Source organism: Methylocella silvestris (assembly GCF_002891535.1).
Taxonomy (GTDB): Bacteria; Pseudomonadota; Alphaproteobacteria; order Rhizobiales; family Beijerinckiaceae; genus Methylocapsa; species Methylocapsa silvestris_A.
In genome coordinates, this window is record NZ_PDZR01000014.1 from 48,997 (window position 1) to 67,412 (window position 18,416).

General features: G+C 64.4%; 15 protein-coding genes. 4 read left to right on the forward strand and 11 right to left on the reverse strand.

All coding sequences use genetic code 11. The features are described 5' to 3' along the window. The first annotated feature begins 135 nt into the window (after positions 1 to 135). On the forward strand, positions 136 to 4,512 hold the full coding sequence (locus CR492_RS12740; RefSeq protein WP_102844132.1) for a DUF4011 domain-containing protein: 4,377 nt from the start codon (positions 136 to 138) through the stop codon (positions 4,510 to 4,512). Then, a complete protein-coding gene (locus CR492_RS20825) occupies positions 4,473 to 4,928 on the forward strand; it encodes a DUF3320 domain-containing protein (protein ID WP_180982537.1) in 456 nt (151 codons plus the stop codon). The genes CR492_RS12740 and CR492_RS20825 overlap by 40 nt, the downstream gene beginning before the upstream one ends. On the opposite strand, the gene CR492_RS12750 is transcribed toward CR492_RS20825, so the two are convergent. The 3 genes from CR492_RS12750 to CR492_RS12760 are packed head-to-tail and all read right to left on the reverse strand — an operon-like array spanning position 4,914 to position 8,040. Continuing rightward, positions 4,914 to 5,891, reverse strand: a complete 978-nt coding sequence (locus CR492_RS12750; RefSeq protein ID WP_102844134.1) for an Hsp33 family molecular chaperone — start codon at positions 5,889 to 5,891, stop codon at positions 4,914 to 4,916. The two genes, CR492_RS20825 and CR492_RS12750, sit on opposite strands and share 15 nt — an antisense overlap. Further along, positions 5,888 to 6,841, reverse strand: coding sequence for an ornithine carbamoyltransferase (gene argF / locus CR492_RS12755; RefSeq protein ID WP_102844135.1), 954 nt, complete (start codon positions 6,839 to 6,841; stop codon positions 5,888 to 5,890). Before argF ends, CR492_RS12750 begins: the two co-directional genes overlap by 4 nt. Next, positions 6,838 to 8,040 carry an aspartate aminotransferase family protein gene (locus tag CR492_RS12760; protein ID WP_102844136.1) on the reverse strand — a complete coding sequence of 401 codons (1,203 nt, stop codon included), beginning with the start codon at positions 8,038 to 8,040 and terminating at the stop codon, positions 6,838 to 6,840. The genes argF and CR492_RS12760 overlap by 4 nt, the downstream gene beginning before the upstream one ends. 707 nt (positions 8,041 to 8,747) lie before the next feature. Between CR492_RS12760 and CR492_RS12770 the strand changes: the two genes are divergently transcribed. Further along, entirely contained in the window at positions 8,748 to 9,422 is a 675-nt protein-coding gene (locus tag CR492_RS12770; protein WP_102844175.1) for a GcrA family cell cycle regulator, read from the forward strand. A 96-nt stretch (positions 9,423 to 9,518) separates the two neighbouring features. On the opposite strand, the gene phoB is transcribed toward CR492_RS12770, so the two are convergent. From phoB to CR492_RS12810, 8 genes are all read right to left on the reverse strand, one after another. After that, a complete protein-coding gene (gene phoB / locus CR492_RS12775; RefSeq protein WP_280951542.1) occupies positions 9,519 to 10,316 on the reverse strand; it encodes a phosphate regulon transcriptional regulator PhoB in 798 nt (265 codons plus the stop codon). Between the two features lie 4 nt (positions 10,317 to 10,320). Then, positions 10,321 to 11,031, reverse strand: coding sequence for a phosphate signaling complex protein PhoU (phoU, locus tag CR492_RS12780; protein ID WP_102844138.1), 711 nt, complete (start codon positions 11,029 to 11,031; stop codon positions 10,321 to 10,323). 84 nt (positions 11,032 to 11,115) lie between these two features. After that, a complete protein-coding gene (gene pstB / locus CR492_RS12785; RefSeq protein WP_102844139.1) occupies positions 11,116 to 11,898 on the reverse strand; it encodes a phosphate ABC transporter ATP-binding protein PstB in 783 nt (260 codons plus the stop codon). After that, entirely contained in the window at positions 11,895 to 12,734 is an 840-nt protein-coding gene (pstA, locus tag CR492_RS12790) for a phosphate ABC transporter permease PstA (protein ID WP_102844140.1), read from the reverse strand. Before pstA ends, pstB begins: the two co-directional genes overlap by 4 nt. 3 nt (positions 12,735 to 12,737) lie before the next feature. Next, complete coding sequence (gene pstC / locus CR492_RS12795) at positions 12,738 to 13,727, reverse strand: phosphate ABC transporter permease subunit PstC (RefSeq protein WP_180982538.1); 990 nt, start codon at positions 13,725 to 13,727, stop codon at positions 12,738 to 12,740. Positions 13,728 to 13,832: 105 nt separating this feature from the next. After that, positions 13,833 to 14,876, reverse strand: a complete 1,044-nt coding sequence (pstS, locus tag CR492_RS12800; protein ID WP_102844142.1) for a phosphate ABC transporter substrate-binding protein PstS — start codon at positions 14,874 to 14,876, stop codon at positions 13,833 to 13,835. A gap of 251 nt (positions 14,877 to 15,127) precedes the next feature. Next, a complete protein-coding gene (locus tag CR492_RS12805; RefSeq protein WP_245412066.1) occupies positions 15,128 to 16,189 on the reverse strand; it encodes an ATP-binding protein in 1,062 nt (353 codons plus the stop codon). 188 nt (positions 16,190 to 16,377) lie between these two features. After that, positions 16,378 to 17,382, reverse strand: coding sequence for a lysylphosphatidylglycerol synthase domain-containing protein (locus CR492_RS12810; protein WP_245412067.1), 1,005 nt, complete (start codon positions 17,380 to 17,382; stop codon positions 16,378 to 16,380). 762 nt (positions 17,383 to 18,144) lie between these two features. Here CR492_RS12810 and CR492_RS12815 point away from each other — a divergent pair. Beyond that, positions 18,145 to 18,336 carry a hypothetical protein gene (locus tag CR492_RS12815; RefSeq protein WP_102844144.1) on the forward strand — a complete coding sequence of 64 codons (192 nt, stop codon included), beginning with the start codon at positions 18,145 to 18,147 and terminating at the stop codon, positions 18,334 to 18,336. Positions 18,337 to 18,416: the final 80 nt, after the last annotated feature.

Genomic DNA, 18,416 nt, shown 5'->3' on the forward strand with positions numbered 1-18,416 from the left:
CGGCGCATAACGAAAGCTTCACCATAAAATAGCTATTGACTGATAAATATCTTTACTCAACATAAGCTTGACCTTAACTGATTGAATTGCGGCTTTCGTGAGGCGAATGAACCCGCCCGCCCAAGGGGCACGTCGATGGGCGGTGTTACGTCGATTGCAGAAGCGCGACACTTAAAGAAACTCGACACACGCGAAACGCACATCGAGCGGCTACTCGCCGACGCCCGCCTGAAACTCGTCGAGACCGGCGCCCGCAACCGTCTCATCCACACGCCGCGCGGCGCCAAACGCACGCGCTGCCTGCCGCTGGTCGGCGCCAAGCCCGATCCCGTCTTTGTCAACCTCGTCCGCGAAGGCAAGCAGCTGCGCTTCCTCCCTGTCGCCGGCCAAGAGGCCCACGTGAAGGCGACTCAGGCCAAGGCAGCTCACGCCAAGGCGTCGCGGCCCGATCACGAGGCGGCGGCGCGCGGCGGCGGGCATCCCGGCCGCAGCGGTCTGCAAACCCTGCTTGCGCCGGAAGTCCTGCAAAAGCGCCTGCACGCGATCTATCGCGACGGCAAGACCGCAGAGGAGGAGCGCGGCGTCAACATCCTCTTTCTCGCGCTTGGCTTTCTGCGCTGGTACGAAGACGAGAGATCCGACGCTCTGCGCGAGGCGCCGCTGATCCTGCTGCCGATCACCCTCGTTCGCGACGCCAGAAGATCAACCTTCGACCTCGTCTTCCGCGACGACGATATTGTGTCCAACCAGGCGCTACAGGAGCGTTTGCGCGGCGATTTCGCGATCAGCCTGCCGGATGTGCCCGACGCCGAAAACTGGCTGCCAAGCGGCTATTTCAGCGCTGTCGCGACCGCGATCTCCGCGAAGCGGCGCTGGTCGATCGACGCCGACGCGGTCGAAGTCGGCTTCTTCTCCTCCTCGAAGCTGCTCATCTTGCGCGACCTTGATCCCGCCAACTGGCCGCATAATTCCTTGAGCGGACATCCGCTCGTGCGCGGGCTGCTGCGCGACGGCTTCGCCAGCGAGCCGCCTTTGTTCATGGAAGACGCGAGGCTCGACGAGATCCTTGCGCCGCAAGATCTCGTTCAGGTGGTCGACGCCGATTCCTCGCAGACGCGCGTTATCGAAAGCGTGCGCGCCGGGCGCAATCTGATCGTGCAGGGACCACCCGGCACCGGCAAGTCGCAGACCATCACCAACATCATCGCCGCCGCGGCGCATGACGGCAAGACGGTGCTTTTCGTCGCCGAAAAAATGGCCGCGCTGAACGTCGTCTTCGATCGCCTGAAAAACGCCGGCCTCGGCGATCTTTGCCTCGAACTGCACAGCCACACGGCCAACAAGAGGCTGGTCGCGGACCGGCTCGAACAGACTCTGCAGTCGGCCGCTGATCGCGACTTCGAGGATCTGAAGACGGCGGACGAACTCGCGGCCGTCCGCAGCGCGCTCAATCATGTCGCCGGCCGGCTCCACCTTCCGGTATCCGACACCGGCATGACCGCGCGCCAGGCGCTCGGAATCCAGATCGCCGCCAATGCCCGCCAGATCACGCCGGACGCCGCGCTGGTCAAAATCGCGGCGCGCTGGACGCGGGAGGATTACGAGTCGAGAGCCCAATGCGTCGAACGGCTCGCCACGCTGACGGCGGGCGCCGGGCCGCTGCACCGCCATGTCTATTTCGGGGTGCGCCGGAGCGCGCTTCAGCCAGCCGACTTCCAGCGCCTCGCGCCGCAGATGAAGCGCCTCGCCGAGGAAGCGGGCGCGCTCGCCGCAACCGCCTCCGGCGTCGCCCGCTTTCTTGGCCTGCAGCGCAGCGCCACTCTCGCCGGGGTTAGCAGCCTCATCGGCCTCCTGCGGGTCGTCGCCGCGCTGCCTCCAGAAGGGCTTGCGATCGCAAGGGCGATCCGCGAGCCCGCCACCCTTGACCGCGTGATCGAGACCGCGAAAAAGGGGCTCGACTGGCGTAGGCGCCACGTTCATTTCGCCGGCGCGTTCGAGCAGGGCATCTGGCGCGCTCCGCTTGCCCGGCTGCGCCCGGCGCTGGCCCGCGGAGCGTCTTTCTGGCCGGCGCGCTTCTCAAAAGCCTGTCGCGACAGTGAGCGTCTTATCCGCGGCCTTGCGACAGCCCCTCTGCCGAAGAGTTTGGCGGGCCGCCTCGCGCTCGTCGACGAGTTGATCCGCGGTCAGGAGCTCGCAAGCGCCCTCGACGTCGAATCTTATTTTTTGCGCGACATCCTCGGCGGCCTGTGGCGCGGCAGCGAAACCGATTTCTCCTTGCTTCACCGGACGGCGCTGACGCTCAAGGAACTCGCCCTGTTCGACGCCGACCTCAATTTCGACCGCATCATCGAGCTCGCGCGCAAAGGCGTCGCCGGCCCCTTCGCCGATGATATCGAGGCGAACCTCAACGGGCTAAAGCCGCTGGTCGCGGCGACGCTGCAGGCGCTCGACGTCGACCTCGCGGCCCTGTTCAAGACCAAGACGATCGGCGCAATCGATCTCGAACGCCTCGCCGAACGCGCCAGCCAGTGGGCAATTCATCCGGGCCGCTTCGAGGAATGGGCCCGGCTCGCCAAGGCGGACCGGCAAATGCGCGCGATCGGTCCTCCCTCCTTCGCCGACGCGCTCGCCAGCGGCGCGCTCGAGCCGACGCGCGCGCCCGCCATGATCGAAGCCGCATTCGCCGAGGCGACATGGCGGCGCGCAATCGCCGCCGATCCCGAGCTCGCGGCCTTCGACGGCGATCGCCACAACGCCTTGATCGCAATTTTCCGCGCCCTCGAGCAGCGCCGCCGCCGCGCGGTCGCCCTCGGCGTGCGCGCCCGACACCAGGCCGACCTGCCCCGCGGCGCGCTCGGCGCGATGGGCGTCGTCAGGGGCGAGATCGGCCGCAAGCGCAATCACATGCCCCTGCGCAAATTGATGAAGACGGCCGGCGAGACGGTGCAGAAGATCAAGCCGGTGTTCCTGATGAGCCCGCTTTCGGTCGCGCAATATCTGCCGCCGGGCGCGCTCGAATTCGATCTTCTCGTCATCGACGAGGCCAGCCAGGTGCGGCCGGGCGACGCGCTCGGCGTCGTCGCCCGCTGCCGCCAGATGGTCATCGTCGGCGACAAGAAGCAGCTTCCGCCAACGCAATTCTTCGACCGCATGCTGGCCGATGACGTCGATTCGACCGACGAGGACGAGGCCACGGGCCGAGGCGGCGCGAGCTTTGCCCCGGTCAGCGACCTCGAGAGCATCCTGTCGCTCTGCGAGGCGCGCGGCGTCGAAAGCCAGATGCTGCGCTGGCACTATCGTTCGCGCCACCCTTCCCTGATCGAGGTCTCGAACGCGGAATTCTATCACCGCCTCATCATGCCGCTGGCGCCGACGAGCGAGCGCGGCGACAAGGGCCTCATCGTGCGGCGCGTCGCCGGCTCCTACGATCGCGGCGGCCTTCGAACCAATCTTGTCGAGGCCGAGGCGATCGCGGCGGCCTGCGCTGAGCACGCGCGAGCCAATCCCGAGCTTTCGCTCGGCGTCATCACCTTCTCGACGGCGCAGCGCGACCTCATCGGCGACTGCCTCGACACGCGGCGGCGCAGCGATCCTCTGCTCGAGGCCTTTTTGCGCGAGCGCGGCCGCGAGGATGTTTTCGTCAAAAATCTCGAAAATGTGCAGGGCGACGAGCGCGACGTGATCCTGATCTCGGTTGGCTACGGCCCGCGCGAGCCGGGCAAGCCGCTCGACCGGATGGCCTTCGGTCCGATCTCCAGCGAGGGCGGCGAGCGCCGCCTCAATGTGCTGTTCACAAGGGCGCGGGCGCGCTGCGAGATCTTCGCCTCCTTCGGCTCGGGCGACATCAACCTCGAACGCGCGACGGGGGCGGGACCGCGCGTGCTGAAACGGTTCCTGCAATTTGCCGAAACCGGCGTTCTCGAAGAAGCGAAGGCCACCGGCGGCGATTTCGAGTCGCCGTTCGAAGCCAATGTCGCCGCCGCAATCGAATCGATGGGATTTGCCGTCGAATCGCAGGTCGGCTCGGCCGGCTTTCGCCTCGATCTCGCCGTGCGCGATCCGGCCCGCCCTGGTCGCTTCATCCTCGGCGTCGAATGCGACGGCGCGACCTATCATTCGGCGCTATGGGCGCGCGAGCGGGACCGCTTGCGCCAGGAGGTGTTGGAAGGCTCGGCTGGCGCATTCACCGCATCTGGAGCACGGACTGGTTCTATCGTCGCGACGAACAGCTGCGCAAGCTCAAAGCCGCGCTCGAAACCGCACGCGGCGAGGCGCGTCCGGCGCCGACGCCTGGCGCCGCAAGCCAAAATGCGAAACCGGCGCCCGCGCGTCGGACTGCCGGCAAGACGAGACCAAAGGAGCGCGCCGCAGCAGAGCCCGGGACAAAGCGCCCCGCCCTTCGGGTCGCAGCCCTGCCGGCCCCCTATGTCATGGCGAGCGGAGACGCTTTCCCCGGCGAAGCCATCGACGCCATGGACGCGCCCCATCTCGCCGCGATCGCCCGCTCGGTGATCGAACAGGAAGGGCCGATCCGCCAGGATGAAATCATGCGCCGGGTCGCTTCCTTTTTTGGCCGCGATCGGCTCGGGGGACGCGCGGCGCAAAATCTTGCCGCCGCCTTCGATCTCCTGAAAACAAAGGCCGCGGAGCTGTGCCGGGACGGCGAATTCTGGCTCACCGCAAATCAGAAGCGCGCGCCACAGGTGCGCTGCCGCGCCAGCGCGCCGGCGCGACTGCAAAAGCTGGCGATGATCGCCCCGGTCGAAATCAAGGCGGCGATCGAGATGGCCGGCGCGCGCGCGAAGGAAAATGGCGAGGCGGATCTTGCGGCGGCGGTGGCGGCGCTGCTCGGCCTGCCAAGACGGCCGGCCCGCGCCAGGGCGCGCGCCGCCGCTTCCTCCACGGAAAGAATTTCAGCCAAGATCTGACGGATCGAAAGCCCGAAACGTCGAGCAGAATTCGCAGGTGACGCCAATCCGTCCGTCGTCGCCAACCATTTCCCTGCGCTCCTGCGGCGAAAAGCCAAGCAGCATGGCCCTGACGCTCTCGTCCGAACAGCGGCAGGCGTCGCGCACGCTCTGCGGCTCGAATACTTTTACGCCCGGCTCGTGGAACAGGCGGTAGAGCAGCCGCTCGCTGGACAGCATCGGATCAACCAGCTCGTGGTCCTCGATGGTCGCAACCAGCGCCTTGGCCTCGGTCCAGGCGTCGTCCTCGCGCAGGGGCTCATAGGCGACGCTGGGCGGCGTGTCGCCGGGAGGAAGATCAATCGGTCCGCGCCGTTCGGCGGCGCTCGGGAGGAATTGCACCAAAAGGCCGCCGGCGCGCCAGCTGACGCCCTCGGTCGTCACATGCTGCGCCACGGCGAGTCGCACCTGCGTCGGAATTTGCTCGGATTGACGGAAATATTGATGCGCGGCTTCCTCCAGCCCCTGCCCGGTCAGCGCAACGACGCCCTGATAGCGCGCCGCCTCGGCGCCCTGGTCGATTGTAAAGGCAAGGTGCCCGGCGCCAAGCAGATCGGCGCCCGGCGGCGCTTGATTGAGGCGGGCGGCGTCGAATCGCGCAAAGGCGCGCAGCCGATCCGGGGCGTCGAAATCGACGACCACCATATCGACCGGCCCGTCGCCACGCGTCTGCAGCTGGAAGCGGCCGGCGATTTTCAGCGACGATCCCAGCATCACGGTCAGCGCCAGCGCCTCGCCAAGGACGCGCGCGACGGCGACAGGATAGGCGTGCCGCTTCAAAATTTCGTCGACGCTGGGGCCAAGCCGCACGACCCTGCCGCGCACGTCGAGCCGCTCAACCGCGAAGGGCAGCACGGCGTCGTCCTGCCCGCGATCCGAAACGACGCGCGATTGCGGCGCGTTGTCAGGTCGCCAGCCGCTCATTCCTCGGAATCCTCAAGGCACCAGGCAAGAATGCCCTTTTGCGCATGCAGCCGGTTTTCGGCCTCGTCGAAGACGACCGATTGCGGCCCGTCGATGATCTCGTCGGTCACCTCTTCGCCGCGATGCGCCGGCAGGCAATGCATGAAGATGGCCTCGCTGCCGGCTGCGGCCATGAGCTTGGCGTTGACCTGATAAGGAGAGAGCAATCCTTGCCGCTGCTGCTCGTCCTTGTCGCCCATCGACACCCAGCAGTCCGACACGACGGCGTCGGCGCCGCGGACAGCCTCGAAGGGATCGCGCGTCACCGCAAGCTTCGCGCCCGACCGGCGCGCCCAGTCGAGCAGCTGCGGCGGCAGCCCAAGTTCTGCAGGCGATGCGACGGATAGCGAAAAATCAAACCGCTGGCACGCATGCACCCAGCTCGCCAGCACATTATTGGCGTCGCCCGACCAGGCGATCTTGCGCCCCTTGATCGGCCCGCGGTGCTCCTCGAAGGTCATCACATCGGCCATCACCTGGCAGGGATGCGATTTCTTGGTGAGGCCGTTGATCACCGGCACGTCGGCGTAGCGGGCGAGTTCGGCCATGTCGCGATGTTCGAGGATGCGGATCATGATGGCGTCGACGAAACGCGACAGTACGCGCGCCGTATCGGCGATGGTCTCGCCGCGGCCAAGCTGCATTTCCTTGCCTGTCAACATGACCGTCTCGCCGCCCAGTTCGCGCATGGCGAGGTCGAAGGAGACGCGCGTACGGGTCGAAGGCTTGTCGAAGATCATCGCCAGAACCTTACCTTCGAGCGGACGATCCGTCGAACGGCGCCCCTTGCAGCGTTTTGCCTTCATCGCAAGAGAGGAGTCGATAATGCGGCGGAGGTCGCCGGGCGCAATCTCCGAGAGGTCGGCAAAGTGCCGCAAGCCGGACCGACGCCCATGGATGGGATCGCTCATCCCGCGGCCTCATTGACGCCGGACGTCGCTTTCTCAAGACGCGCGCAGGCGGCCCCGAGCCGCTTCACCCCTTCGGCCGCTTCCGCCTCGCTGATAATCAGCGGCGGCAGCAGGCGGGCGACATTGTCGCCGGCTGGAATGACGAGAATTTTCTCGGCCCGCGCGGCGACGACGAAATCCGCTACCGGCGCGCGGAGCTCAAGCCCGAGCATCAGGCCCTCGCCGCGCACATTGGCGACGGTCCGCGGATAGGCCTCGATCAACGTCATCAGCCCCTGCTTCAGCCTGCCGCCGACCGCCGCGACATGATCCAGAAACCCCGGCGCCAGAACAACGTCGAGGACGGCGTTGCCGATGCTGGTCGCAAGCGGATTGCCGCCATAGGTCGTCCCATGCGTTCCGACCGTCATGCCCTTGCCGGCCTCCCGCGTTGCGAGGAAAGCGCCGAGCGGAAATCCGCCGCCGATGCCTTTGGCGATCGCCATGATGTCCGGCTTTACGCCGTAGAGCTCATAAGCGAAGAGCGTGCCGGTGCGGCCGACGCCGGACTGAACTTCATCGCAGACGAGCAGCAGGCCATTTGCGTCGCAAAGCGCGCGCAGGCCGCGCATGAACGCTGTGGAGGCGACGCGAATTCCCGCCTCGCCCTGAATGGGCTCGACCAGGATCGCTCCCGTCTGCGGGCCGATCGCGGCCCTCACCGCATCGAGATCGCCAAATTCGACAGAGTCGAAGCCCTCGAGTTTGGGACCGAAGCCATCAAGATATTTCGGATTGCCGCCGGCCGCGATGGTGGCGAGCGTGCGGCCGTGGAAGGCGCCCTTGAAGGTCACGATGCGGAATTTTTCCGGATGGCCGGAAACGGATTGATATTTGCGCGCCGTCTTGATCGCCCCTTCGACCGCCTCGGCGCCGGAATTGGTAAAGAAGACGAAGTCGGCGAAGCTCGCTTCGCACAGGCGCGCGGCGAGACGCTCGGCTTGCGGAATCTCGAACAGATTCGACGTGTGCCAGAGCTTGCGGCCCTGCGCGATCAGCGCCTCGACAAGGTGAGGATGGCTGTAGCCGAGCGAGGCCACGGCGATGCCGCCGCCAAAATCGAGATAGCGCTCGCCGTCCGTCGCCGTCAGCCAGGCGCCCTCGCCATGATCGAAGGCAAGATGCGCGCGCGCATAGGTCGGAAGCAGCGACGAGGGCAAAGGTTCGCTCCGGGTTGACGTTCGGTCCGATTGGGAAGCCGCAAAAATCAAAAGCCGCCCATTGGGCGGCAAAAGTCGTTGAGCGCAATGTAGGCATTCCCTCCGGCCGGGTCAATTAGGAGGTATTGGTCGGAGCCTGGCCGCGCGTCAGCCTTGCGCAAGTTGCTTCGGCTAGCCTCAGAGGCGTGGAGCTGCGCCCGACGCGCGGAGCGGCCGGCCGGCGCAGCTTTTGACGCAAACGCCAGCGCGGCCGGCGAGGGCTCGCGAGGGTTAGCGCCTGCCGCCAATGGATAAAGAGGGGAGTCTTGCGCCCCGCCGCGCGCAAGCACTTGTTGAAAACCTGCCTGCGCCCTCCGTGAGGCTTGCATGCATTTCTACCACTAGTGTAGCGTTTGCCCTGCAAGCCACGACATATCGTGTTCAGCAGCCGCCGCGGCGGAGGCGAGCAGAACGGGCGTCGTGAATGCGGGCGCTGAATCGTCTCGCGCGCAAACGCGCAACGCCTCGGCGCCGCACGAAATGGCGGCCGCAAGGTTCAAAAGGATCGCGAGGCTTCTTGTCAAACGGCGCAACGATAGGCCGCGCACACGATCCGGAGCCAGTGGCATTTTCCGGATCAAATGAAGCCTGAAAACAAAATGTAAAGGCGCAGCGTACGGGGCCAGTCAATGGCGCGCCGGCGGATCGCCAAACCCTGGGAGAGTTCGATGTCCTGGACCGATGAACGCATCGACCTGCTGCAGAAAATGTGGCTGCAGGGAATGAGCGCCAGCAAGATCGCCAATGAGCTTGCAAATGGCCTGACCCGCAACGCCGTGATCGGCAAGGTCTACAGGCTCGGGCTCTCCGGCCGCGCCAAGGGCGACGCGCCAACCGACGGCGAGGCGAGCCCGAAAGCTATGCCGCGCTCCCCGGCGCGAACGTCCAGCCATGGGTCCGGCCATGGGTCGCTTGGCCACGCCTCGGGCCCGATCGCCCATCATCCGGTCGCCCCGGTTCATCACGCCTCCGCCCCGATCGCCAGCCAGGGCGCGCACTACCAGATGTCGCGGGCGCAGCCACAGCCGACCGCCCACAGGCCGTCTGCCGGCCCCGGCCTCATCAGCGGAAATACAGCGCTGGCCGCGGAACCGATGCGCTTCGAGGCCCCGCTACAGGCTCCGAGCGCAGACGTCGTCGTGCCGATCATCGAGCCGGTGACCATCATGGAGCTGCGTGAATCGATGTGCAGATGGCCGATCGGCGATCCGACGCAGGCCGATTTCCGTTTCTGCGGCGCGCGCAAAACGCCCGGCGCGGGGCCCTATTGCGGCTGTCATTCGGCTATCGCCTATCAACCGCAGCAGGATCGCCGCCGGCAGCGTCCGCCAAAAATCGCTTAAGTCGCGCAATCAGGATCCGCCTTGCCGCCGAAAGCGTGACAGCGTCAACGCCATGCAACGCGGCCCGTCAAATCGGGCTGGGTCGCGCCGGACGCCTCAAGGCGTCCGGTCCAGAGCCCCTGCCGCCCTCGCAAACGTTTCATCGAAGGAATAGCCGGCGCCGCGCACCGTGCGGATCGGATCGCGTTCGCCCGGCGCCGTCAGCGCCTTGCGCAGCCGGCCGACATGGACGTCGACTGTCCGCTCGTCGATTTCGGCCGAAAGCCCCCAGACGCTGTCAAGTAACTGGGCGCGCGAGAAGACGCGGCCCGGGCGCTCCATCAGATGCTCCAGCAGGCGGAATTCGGTCGGGCCGAGATGCACATCCCGGCCGGTGCGGCGAACGCGCCAGTTCTGCCGGTCGAGTTCGAGATCGCCCGCCGACAGCACGGCGGCGACGCGATCCGGCCGCGCGCGGCGGAGCAGCGAGCGCACCCGCGCCATCAGCTCGGGCACGGAGAAGGGCTTGACGACATAATCGTCGGCGCCGATGGAAAGGCCGCGGACGCGCTCGCTCTCCTCGCCGCGCGCGGTGAGCATGATGACCGGCAGGCTGCGCGTCGCCTCCCGCGCCCGCATGCGGCGACAGATCTCAAGGCCCGACACGCCCGGCAGCATCCAGTCGAGAATGACGAGATCAGGCATGGTCTCGCTGAGCCTGATTTCAGCCTCGTCGCCGCGCTCGACGCGATCGACGACGAAACCCTCGGCTTCAAGATTATAGGCAAGCAACATGCTCAGCGCCGCTTCATCCTCGACGATGAGGATGCGCGGAGCCGGCGTTGGCGAAAGACCGCGGGCGGCGCCCGGCCGGCCGTCGGTTTTGCTGTCAGCGTTGGCGTGGATATCGCTCATGGGATCACTTTGCAGCTGGCGGGTCGGACAGAATGCTGCGGCCCTTCGGCCGGTCGGTCGGCATCGTCTCGCCACTGACGAGATAGACGACGGTTTCGGCGATGTTGGTCGCATGATCGCCGATGCGCTCGATGTTTTTCGAGCAGAACAGGAGATGCGCGCAAAAGGAGATATTGCGCGGATCCTCCATCATGAAGGTCAAGAGGTCGCGGAAGACGGAATCCTCAAGCGAATCGAGGTCCGCGTCATAGGTCCAGACCTCCCGGGCTCTGGCGATATCGCGCTCGGCATAGGAATCGAGCACGTCCTTCAACAGGATCGCGGCGCTTTCCTGCATCGATTTGAGCCCGATGATGGCGCGCGGAATGCGCACGTCGCCGGCGATCTTGATGGCGCGCTTGGCGATGTTCTTGGCGAGATCGCCGACGCGCTCGAGATCGTTCGAAATCCGGATAGTCGCGATGATTTCGCGTAGGTCCACGGCGAGCGGCTGGCGGCGGGCGATCGTCAAAATAGCCTGCTCCTCGATCTCGCGCTGGAGCATGTCGAGGCGCGGATCGGTGGCGATTGTCTGATTGGCGAGCTGCACGTCGAAATCGCCGAGCGCGTCCATGGCGTCGGCCAGCATTTTCTCAGCTATGCCGCCCATTTCGGCGATCTTCTGGCCGAGCCCCTCGAGTTCCTTGTCGTAAGCTTTGACAATATGATCGGCCATTGCATTTGCCTCGAAGCTCTGGTCTTGCCAGCGAAGCGGAGACCGGTTCGCGTCAGCACAATTCGCTAAAATACCCGTGAAAGATCAGCCGAACCGGCCGGTGATATAGTTTTGTGTCTGTTTCTTGTCTGGCTGCGTGAAGATGTGGGTCGTCATGCCAAATTCTATCAATTCGCCAAGGTACATAAAGGCTGTGTGGTCGGAGACGCGCGCCGCCTGCTGCATATTGTGGGTGACGATGGCGATCGTGTAGCTCGTTTTCAATTCGTCGATCAGCTCCTCGATCTTCGCCGTCGAGATCGGGTCGAGCGCCGAGCACGGCTCGTCGAGCAGGATGACTTCGGGCTCGATCGCGACGGTGCGAGCAATGCACAGGCGCTGCTGTTGTCCGCCGGAGAGAGAGAGCCCGGAAGCTTTGAGCTTGTCTTTGACCTCGCCCCAGAGCGCGGCGCTGGTCAGCGCCGCCTCGACCCTGTCATCAAGCTCCGACTTGCCGATTTTTTCATAAAGCTTGATGCCGAAAGCAATGTTGTCATAGATCGACATCGGAAACGGCGTCGGCTTTTGAAACACCATGCCGACCCGGGCGCGCAGCAGGTTGACATCGACGTCGGGCCTTAGAATATTCTGACCGTCGAGGACGACTTCGCCAGTCGCGCGCTGCTGCGGATAAAGATCGTACATCCGGTTAAGCACGCGCAGCAGCGTGGACTTACCGCAGCCGGACGGCCCGATAAAAGACGTCACCCTATTGGCGTAGAGCGGCAGGCTGACGCTCTTCAGCGCGAGATTATCGCCATAATAGAAATTCAGATCCCGGATCGAGACCTTCTGTCGCAAATTGGCGATGGCGCTTGTCGTCGTCATTTGTCGGTCCTTTGCGCGCCAAGCGCCCGCGCGCCGATCGACAGCGCGAGCACGGCGAAAGTGATGAGGAGGGCGCCGGTCCAGGCCAGCTGCTGCCATTCCTTGTAAGGGCTCAGCGCAAACTGGAAGATGACGACCGGAAGCGTCGCCATCGGCGCATTGAGATTGGTGCTGAAGAACTGGTTGTTCAGCGCCGTGAAAAGCAGGGGCGCGGTCTCGCCGCTGACGCGGGCGACGGCGAGAAGCACGCCGGTGATGAGCCCCGCGCGGGCGGCGCGATAGGCGACCTTGCCGATCACGAGCGAGCGCGGAAATCCGAGCGCCGAGGCCGCCTCGCGCAGCGTATTGGGGACAAGAAGCAGCATGTCCTCCGTGGTGCGGACGACCACCGGAACGACGATCACGGCCAGCGCGAAAGCGCCCGCATAGCCCGAGAAATGCTTCGCTTGCGCGACCAGCGCCTCATAGACGAACAGGCCGATGACGATCGAGGGCGCGCTGAGGAGAATGTCGTTGATGAAGCGGACGATGAAGGTGAGCTTCGAATGACGGCCGTATTCGGCCATATAGGTGCCGGCGAGCATGCCGAGCGGCGTGCCGATGAGAACCCCAAGAAATGTGACTATCAGACTGCCGACGATTGCGTTGAGGAGGCCGCCCGACTCTCCCGGAGGCGGCGTCATCTGCGTGAAGATCGCCGGCGAGAGCCCGCCGAACCCCTGAATGAGGAGATCGATCAGGATCACGACGAGCCAGGCGAGGCCAAAGAAGGCCGAGGCGTAGCAAAGCCCAATATAAATCGCATTGGTGCGGCGGCGGCTGGCGTAAAGCGACATGGATCAGCTCCCCGCCTGACGTTCGAGCCGCATCAACAGATAGCGGGCGATCGCGAGGATGATGAACGTAATCAGAAACAGGATCAGGCCAAGCGCGATCAGCGAGGACGTATAGAGATCGCCAACGGCTTCCGTGAATTCATTGGCGATGCTGGCGGAGATCGTCGTTCCGGGCGCGAGCAGGGATTCTGAAATGCGGTGGGCGTTGCCGATGACGAAGGTCACCGCCATTGTCTCGCCAAGCGCGCGGCCAAGACCGAGCATCACGCCGCCAATAACGCCGACCCGTGTGTAGGGAATGACGATCGCGTGGATCACTTCCCATGTGGTGCAGCCGCAGCCATAGGCGGCCTCCTTCAGCACCGCCGGAACAGTCTCGAACACATCGCGCGAGATCGAGGCGACGAAAGGCAGCACCATGATGGCGAGGATGAAACCGGCGGTCAGGATGCCGATGCCATAGGGCGGTCCCGCAAACAACGAGGACAGCACCGGGATGTTGGCGGAAGCATCGATCAGCGCCGGCTGCACATATTTCTGCAGGAAGGGCGCTAGGACGAACAGGCCCCAGATGCCATAGATGATCGAGGGAATTCCGGCGAGCAGCTCGATTGCGATGCCGACCGGCCGCCGCAACGGAACGGGACAAAGCTCGGTCAGGAAGATGGCGACGCCGATCCCGATCGGAGCGGCGATCAGCATGGCGATCGCGGCGGTGACGAGCGTGCCATAGATCGGCGCGAGGGCGCCGAACTGCTCCGTGACCGGGTTCCATTTTTCGGTGGTGAAGAAAGCGAAGCCAAAAGTCGAAAGGGCCGGAATCGAGCCGATGACCAGGGAGGCGATGACGCCGCCAAGGATCAGCAGCACGGTCAGAGCCGCGCCCATGGTGATGAAATGGAATGATTTGTCCTGCAGCCGCAGCCAGTTCAGGACGCGAAGCTTGTCCTGCGCCTTGGCGGAGGGAACGTCTTCGAGGGCGACGTCAACCAATGTTTTTCTCCGCATCGCCTGGTCGCGCTTTGGTCATTTCGTCTTTTGCGCCGCTGTGTGATCTGCCGCGGCGCCGAAGCGCCGCGGCAGTTTGGAGCGTTGAAATCAGTTGATCAGCGCCTTGCCGTCCGGTCCCTTGATGTCGGCGGCCCAGGTCGCCCGGACGAGCTTGATGAGCGGCTCGGGCAGCGGGATATAATCCAGATCTTCAGCCGCCTTGGCGCCCTTGTTGAAGGCCCAGGAGAAGAACTTCAGCGCCTCCCCCGCTGCAGCGGCGTCCGTCGGCTGCTTCTGCATCAGAATGAAGGTCGCCGCCGTGATCGGCCAGGACTGCGCGCCCGGCTGGTCGGTCAGAATCTGGTAGTATCCGGGCGCATGCGCCCAGTCGGCGTTGGCCGCGGCGGCCTGGAAGCTCGGCACGGTCGGCGTAACGGCGGTCCCCGCGTGATTGACAAGCTTTGTCGTCGTCATCTTGTTCTGTTTGGCATAGGCATATTCGACATAGCCGATCGCGCCCTTGGTCTGGATCACGTTGTTGGCGACGCCTTCATTGCCCTTGGCGCCGATGCCCGCTGGCCACTCGACTGCAGTCGCCTCGCCGACCTTCGCCTTCCAGTCCGGCGAAATCTTGGAGAGATAATTGGTGAAATTAAAGGTGGTGCCGGAGCCGTCCGAACGATGCACGATGGCGATCGCGGTGGCCGGCAGTTTGAGTCCGGGATTGAGTTTCTGGATCGCCGGATCGTCCCAGGTCTTAACGGAGCCAAGGAAGATGTTGGCCAGCGTCGGTCCGTCCAGGGTCAGCTGGCCGTCGCTGATTCCCTCGAGATTGACGACGGGAACGATGCCGCCGATGACCATCGGCCATTGCGCGAGGCCGGCGGTTGCGAGTTCGTCAGCCTTCAGCGGCGCGTCGGTGGCGCCGAAGGTGACGGTGTTCGCCTTGATCTGCTTGACGCCGCCGCCTGAACCGATCGACTGATAATTGAGGCCGTTGCCGGTCTCGGTCTTATAGGCCGCGGCCCATTTGGCGTAGATCGGATAGGGGAAGGTCGCGCCGGCGCCGGTGATATCGGCCGCCGCGACGGGAGCGGCGGCAAGACCGACGACGGCCGCCACGATCGCTGATCGCAGGAACGGAAAATTCATGAAACGCCTCTTTCGAACAGACGGTGATGCGCGGGCTCGTCGGCGCCCGCACGTTTGCTGCGGGCTGTCAGGGGCGATCGCTTGATCGAGCGCCGCAGCGTAAGCCGGCAGGATTAGGTTCCCCGGCCCACGCTCTCTAATCGGCCGAGGCTCGTTATTTATGAAGCTTGCATGACAGATTGATGACAGCGGTCATCGGCCGGGCCGATTTTTTGCCCCGGCTTGCCGCGCGGACCGGATGCAGGGCGCCTTTATCCCGCTCTGTTGCGGGGCGGCGGCTGCAGCGGCAGGGTGACCACGCAGGTCGTCCCCTGCCCCGGATGCGAGTCGATGGCAAGACGCCCGCGATGGCGCGCGACAATATGTTTGACGATGGCGAGGCCGAGCCCTGTGCCGCCTTTGGCCCGGCTCGCGCCGGCGTCGACGCGATAAAAGCGCTCTGTCAGCCGCGGCAGATGCTCGGGCGCGATGCCGGCGCCGAAATCGCGCACGCTGAGCACGCATTGGCGCTCCTGCGCGACAAGCGAGATCTCGACCTTGCGCTGCCCCTCTGGAGCTTCGCTCGCGCCATATTTGATGGCGTTCTCAACAAGATTTTCGACGACGCGCAACAATTCGTCGCGGTCGCCCGGCACGATGACGCCGGCGGTTTCGACCGTGAACTCGACCTCGGAGTCCTGCGCCAGCGGGGTCAGCGTGTCGGCGATGTGGCGCACGATCGCCGCCATATCGACAGGGCTTTGCGGCAGAAGATGAAGATGCTGCTCGATTCGCGACAGCGAGAGCAGATCGTCGACGAGGCGCGTCATGCGCCGCGCCTGCTCGCCCATGATTTTCAGAAATTTCTCGCGCGCAGCGGCGTCCTCGCGCGCGGGGCCCTGCAAAGTCTCGACGAAACCCAGCAGCGATGCGAGGGGGGTGCGCAGCTCATGGCTGGCGTTGGCGACGAAATCGACCCGCATCCGTTCGACGCGACGCGATTCGGAAAGATCGCGCAGGCTGAGAATCATTGATTGCGCGCCGGACTGCCAATCCCAGGCGGCGACATGGAGTTCGAGAAAGCGCTCGACCGGCACCCGCTCGAGCCATGTCGCGCGCTCCTGATGGCCGGAGGCGCGCGCCCGGGCGAGGCAATCGAACACATCCGGCGCCCGTAGACCGCGTGCGAGCAAAAGGTCGGGGCGCAAGGCAGGAAACAGCGCGCGCGCTGGCGCGTTGAGGGCGATGACGCGATCGTTCTGGTCGATGACGATCGCGGCTTCAGGCAGCGCGTCGATGAGCCCGGCGACGATGGCGCGATCGCGCGCCGGCATGTCGATCGCCTGCGCGCTTGCCCTCATCGGCGCGAACCTACGCAAAGGACCCGCCGGCGGAGAGCGCCTGATCTCGCATTCGTCATTGGCAAGCCCTCCTGTCCCGCCAGCTCCAGCCGCGACGGCAATCGAGAGAGCGAAGCAAAATCATGCTTCAGTTTTACGACGACTTCAAACTGCGGCGGCGATCAATCGAGATCGTCGAGCTGCCGTCCGGAGCGATCCATCGCCTCGCGCAAGCTTTTCCAGCGCCGGAACGCCTCATGCGCCCCGAGCATGGCGAGCGCCAGGATAAACGGCCCAAGATAATAAATGGCGCGAAACAGCAGCAGGGAAGCGAGCATCTGCTCCTGCGCGACGCCAGGCACGGCCTTCAGCATCGTCGCCTCGAAAACGCCGATGCCGCCCGGAGCGTTGCTGGCGACGCCAAGAATGGCGGCGAACACATAAGTCGCCGCGAAGGCGATGAAGTCGATGTGGCTCTCCTGCGGCAGCAGCACATAGAGGACGCCCGCTGCGGCGCATTGGTCGATCACGCCAAGCACGATCTGACCGACCGACAGGCTGAAGCCCGGCAGTTGCAGACGAAAGCCCTGGATGCGCACCTTGCGCCGACGCAGCGAGACCCACACCAGATAAAACAGCAGGCCGCCGAAGAGGCCGGCGCCAATCAATATGTTGAGAGCGGGGGTGAGATGATTGATGGCGCTGACCGTCTCGGCGCGCAGCATCAAACCCACCGCGAGGACGAATATCATGCCGAACCAGAAGGTGACGCCGGCGATCAGGGTAAGGCTCGCCACCTTGCTCGCCGAAAGCCCCACCTGCGAATAGATCCAGTAGCGCACCGTGCCGGCCGTGATTAGCGGGAAGCCCAGCACGAAGGAGATTGCATAGCTGGTGAAGGAGGCGAGCGCGGTCGTCGCATAGGCGATGCGCGCGCGGATCTGGCGCAGCGCGAGGGCGTCATAGCCAGTCAGGGTCAGGAAGGACACGCCCGTCAACGCCATCGCCATGGCGATCTGATCATTGCCCGTGGCCGCGATCGCCTGGCGCAAATCGCCAAGATTGACGGCCGACAAGGTCCGCACCAGGACGTAAATCGAAAAGATGGCGATAAGGACGCTAAAGCCCGCGGCGATCTTCTTGCCGATCGAGCGCCGCCGATGGATGGCTTCGCGCGCGAGGGCCATGGCCGATTTCTGCAAGGGGGCCTCATCTTCGGGAGACGCCTCGTCAGCCAAAGCAGCTGCGCCGCGCGCGCGGGGCCGCGAACGCGCCCTATCCAAAAGTGCCTGATTCAAAATCCGATCCCTGTGGCCGCTCAATAAATCGTTAAATCCCCGTGATGAGGCGCTCGATCAGGGTGAAGCCGCATCGGGCGGGTTCGAGGTTCGGACCGATGACTCATGAACACGGCGATTGCGCGTCACGCCAAACAAATCTTGCGACAAAATTGGTTCACAACGTGATCTTCTCGCAAAAAAATCCGCCAATTGGCGAACGCCTGCCTAGAAAATCCGCTCTTCGCAAGACCGTTCCGTGCCGTCAAGCCGGAACGACCCGTTTTTGGACGATCCCTGACGCCTTTCATTAACGTTCGCGCAAGTCTTCCGCGCCTAGCTTTGAGGGGTCGGCCACGGCGCGGCGCAAATTCCCGCTCCGTAACCTGCGACGAATCAAAGCTCCGATGGGCCGCGCGAAAAAGCGAATGTTTACGCAAATTCATGAAATCGTGACTGGTTTTGGCCTTGTAAAACGAAAGCGGGCGCAAAAGTGAGGCAGTCCGGCGCTCAGATGAAACAAATCGCACAGCGCGGCAGGCGGAAAGCGGGTTCGATAGCAAGGGTCAAGACTTGGACAGGACCATTCAATCGGGCTCCGGCGTTTAGCTTCAGCCTTGGGAATTTTGTCAGCATCGCGGAACACCGCCTCAAATCAAGCGAGTTAAATTGATGATTCAGCAAGAAAAGGCTCAAGACACTCAAGCGTCCCAGGGTCCGGCGCGCGATCTTTTGTCGAGACTATATCGCGAAATCGGCATTTCCGCTGTCGCCGCCGCGCTTGAATCAAACAAGCGCATCAAGGCGAAACCAGCCGACGCCGGACAGAATCCGGCGGTGATCCGCGATGAGAAAGCGGCCTGACCAGGGCTGCTCGATCTTTGGCTCTCGGCCACGCTATGCGCCGTATGCGGCCTGCGGCCCGAGGTTTGGCTCCGGGCGCG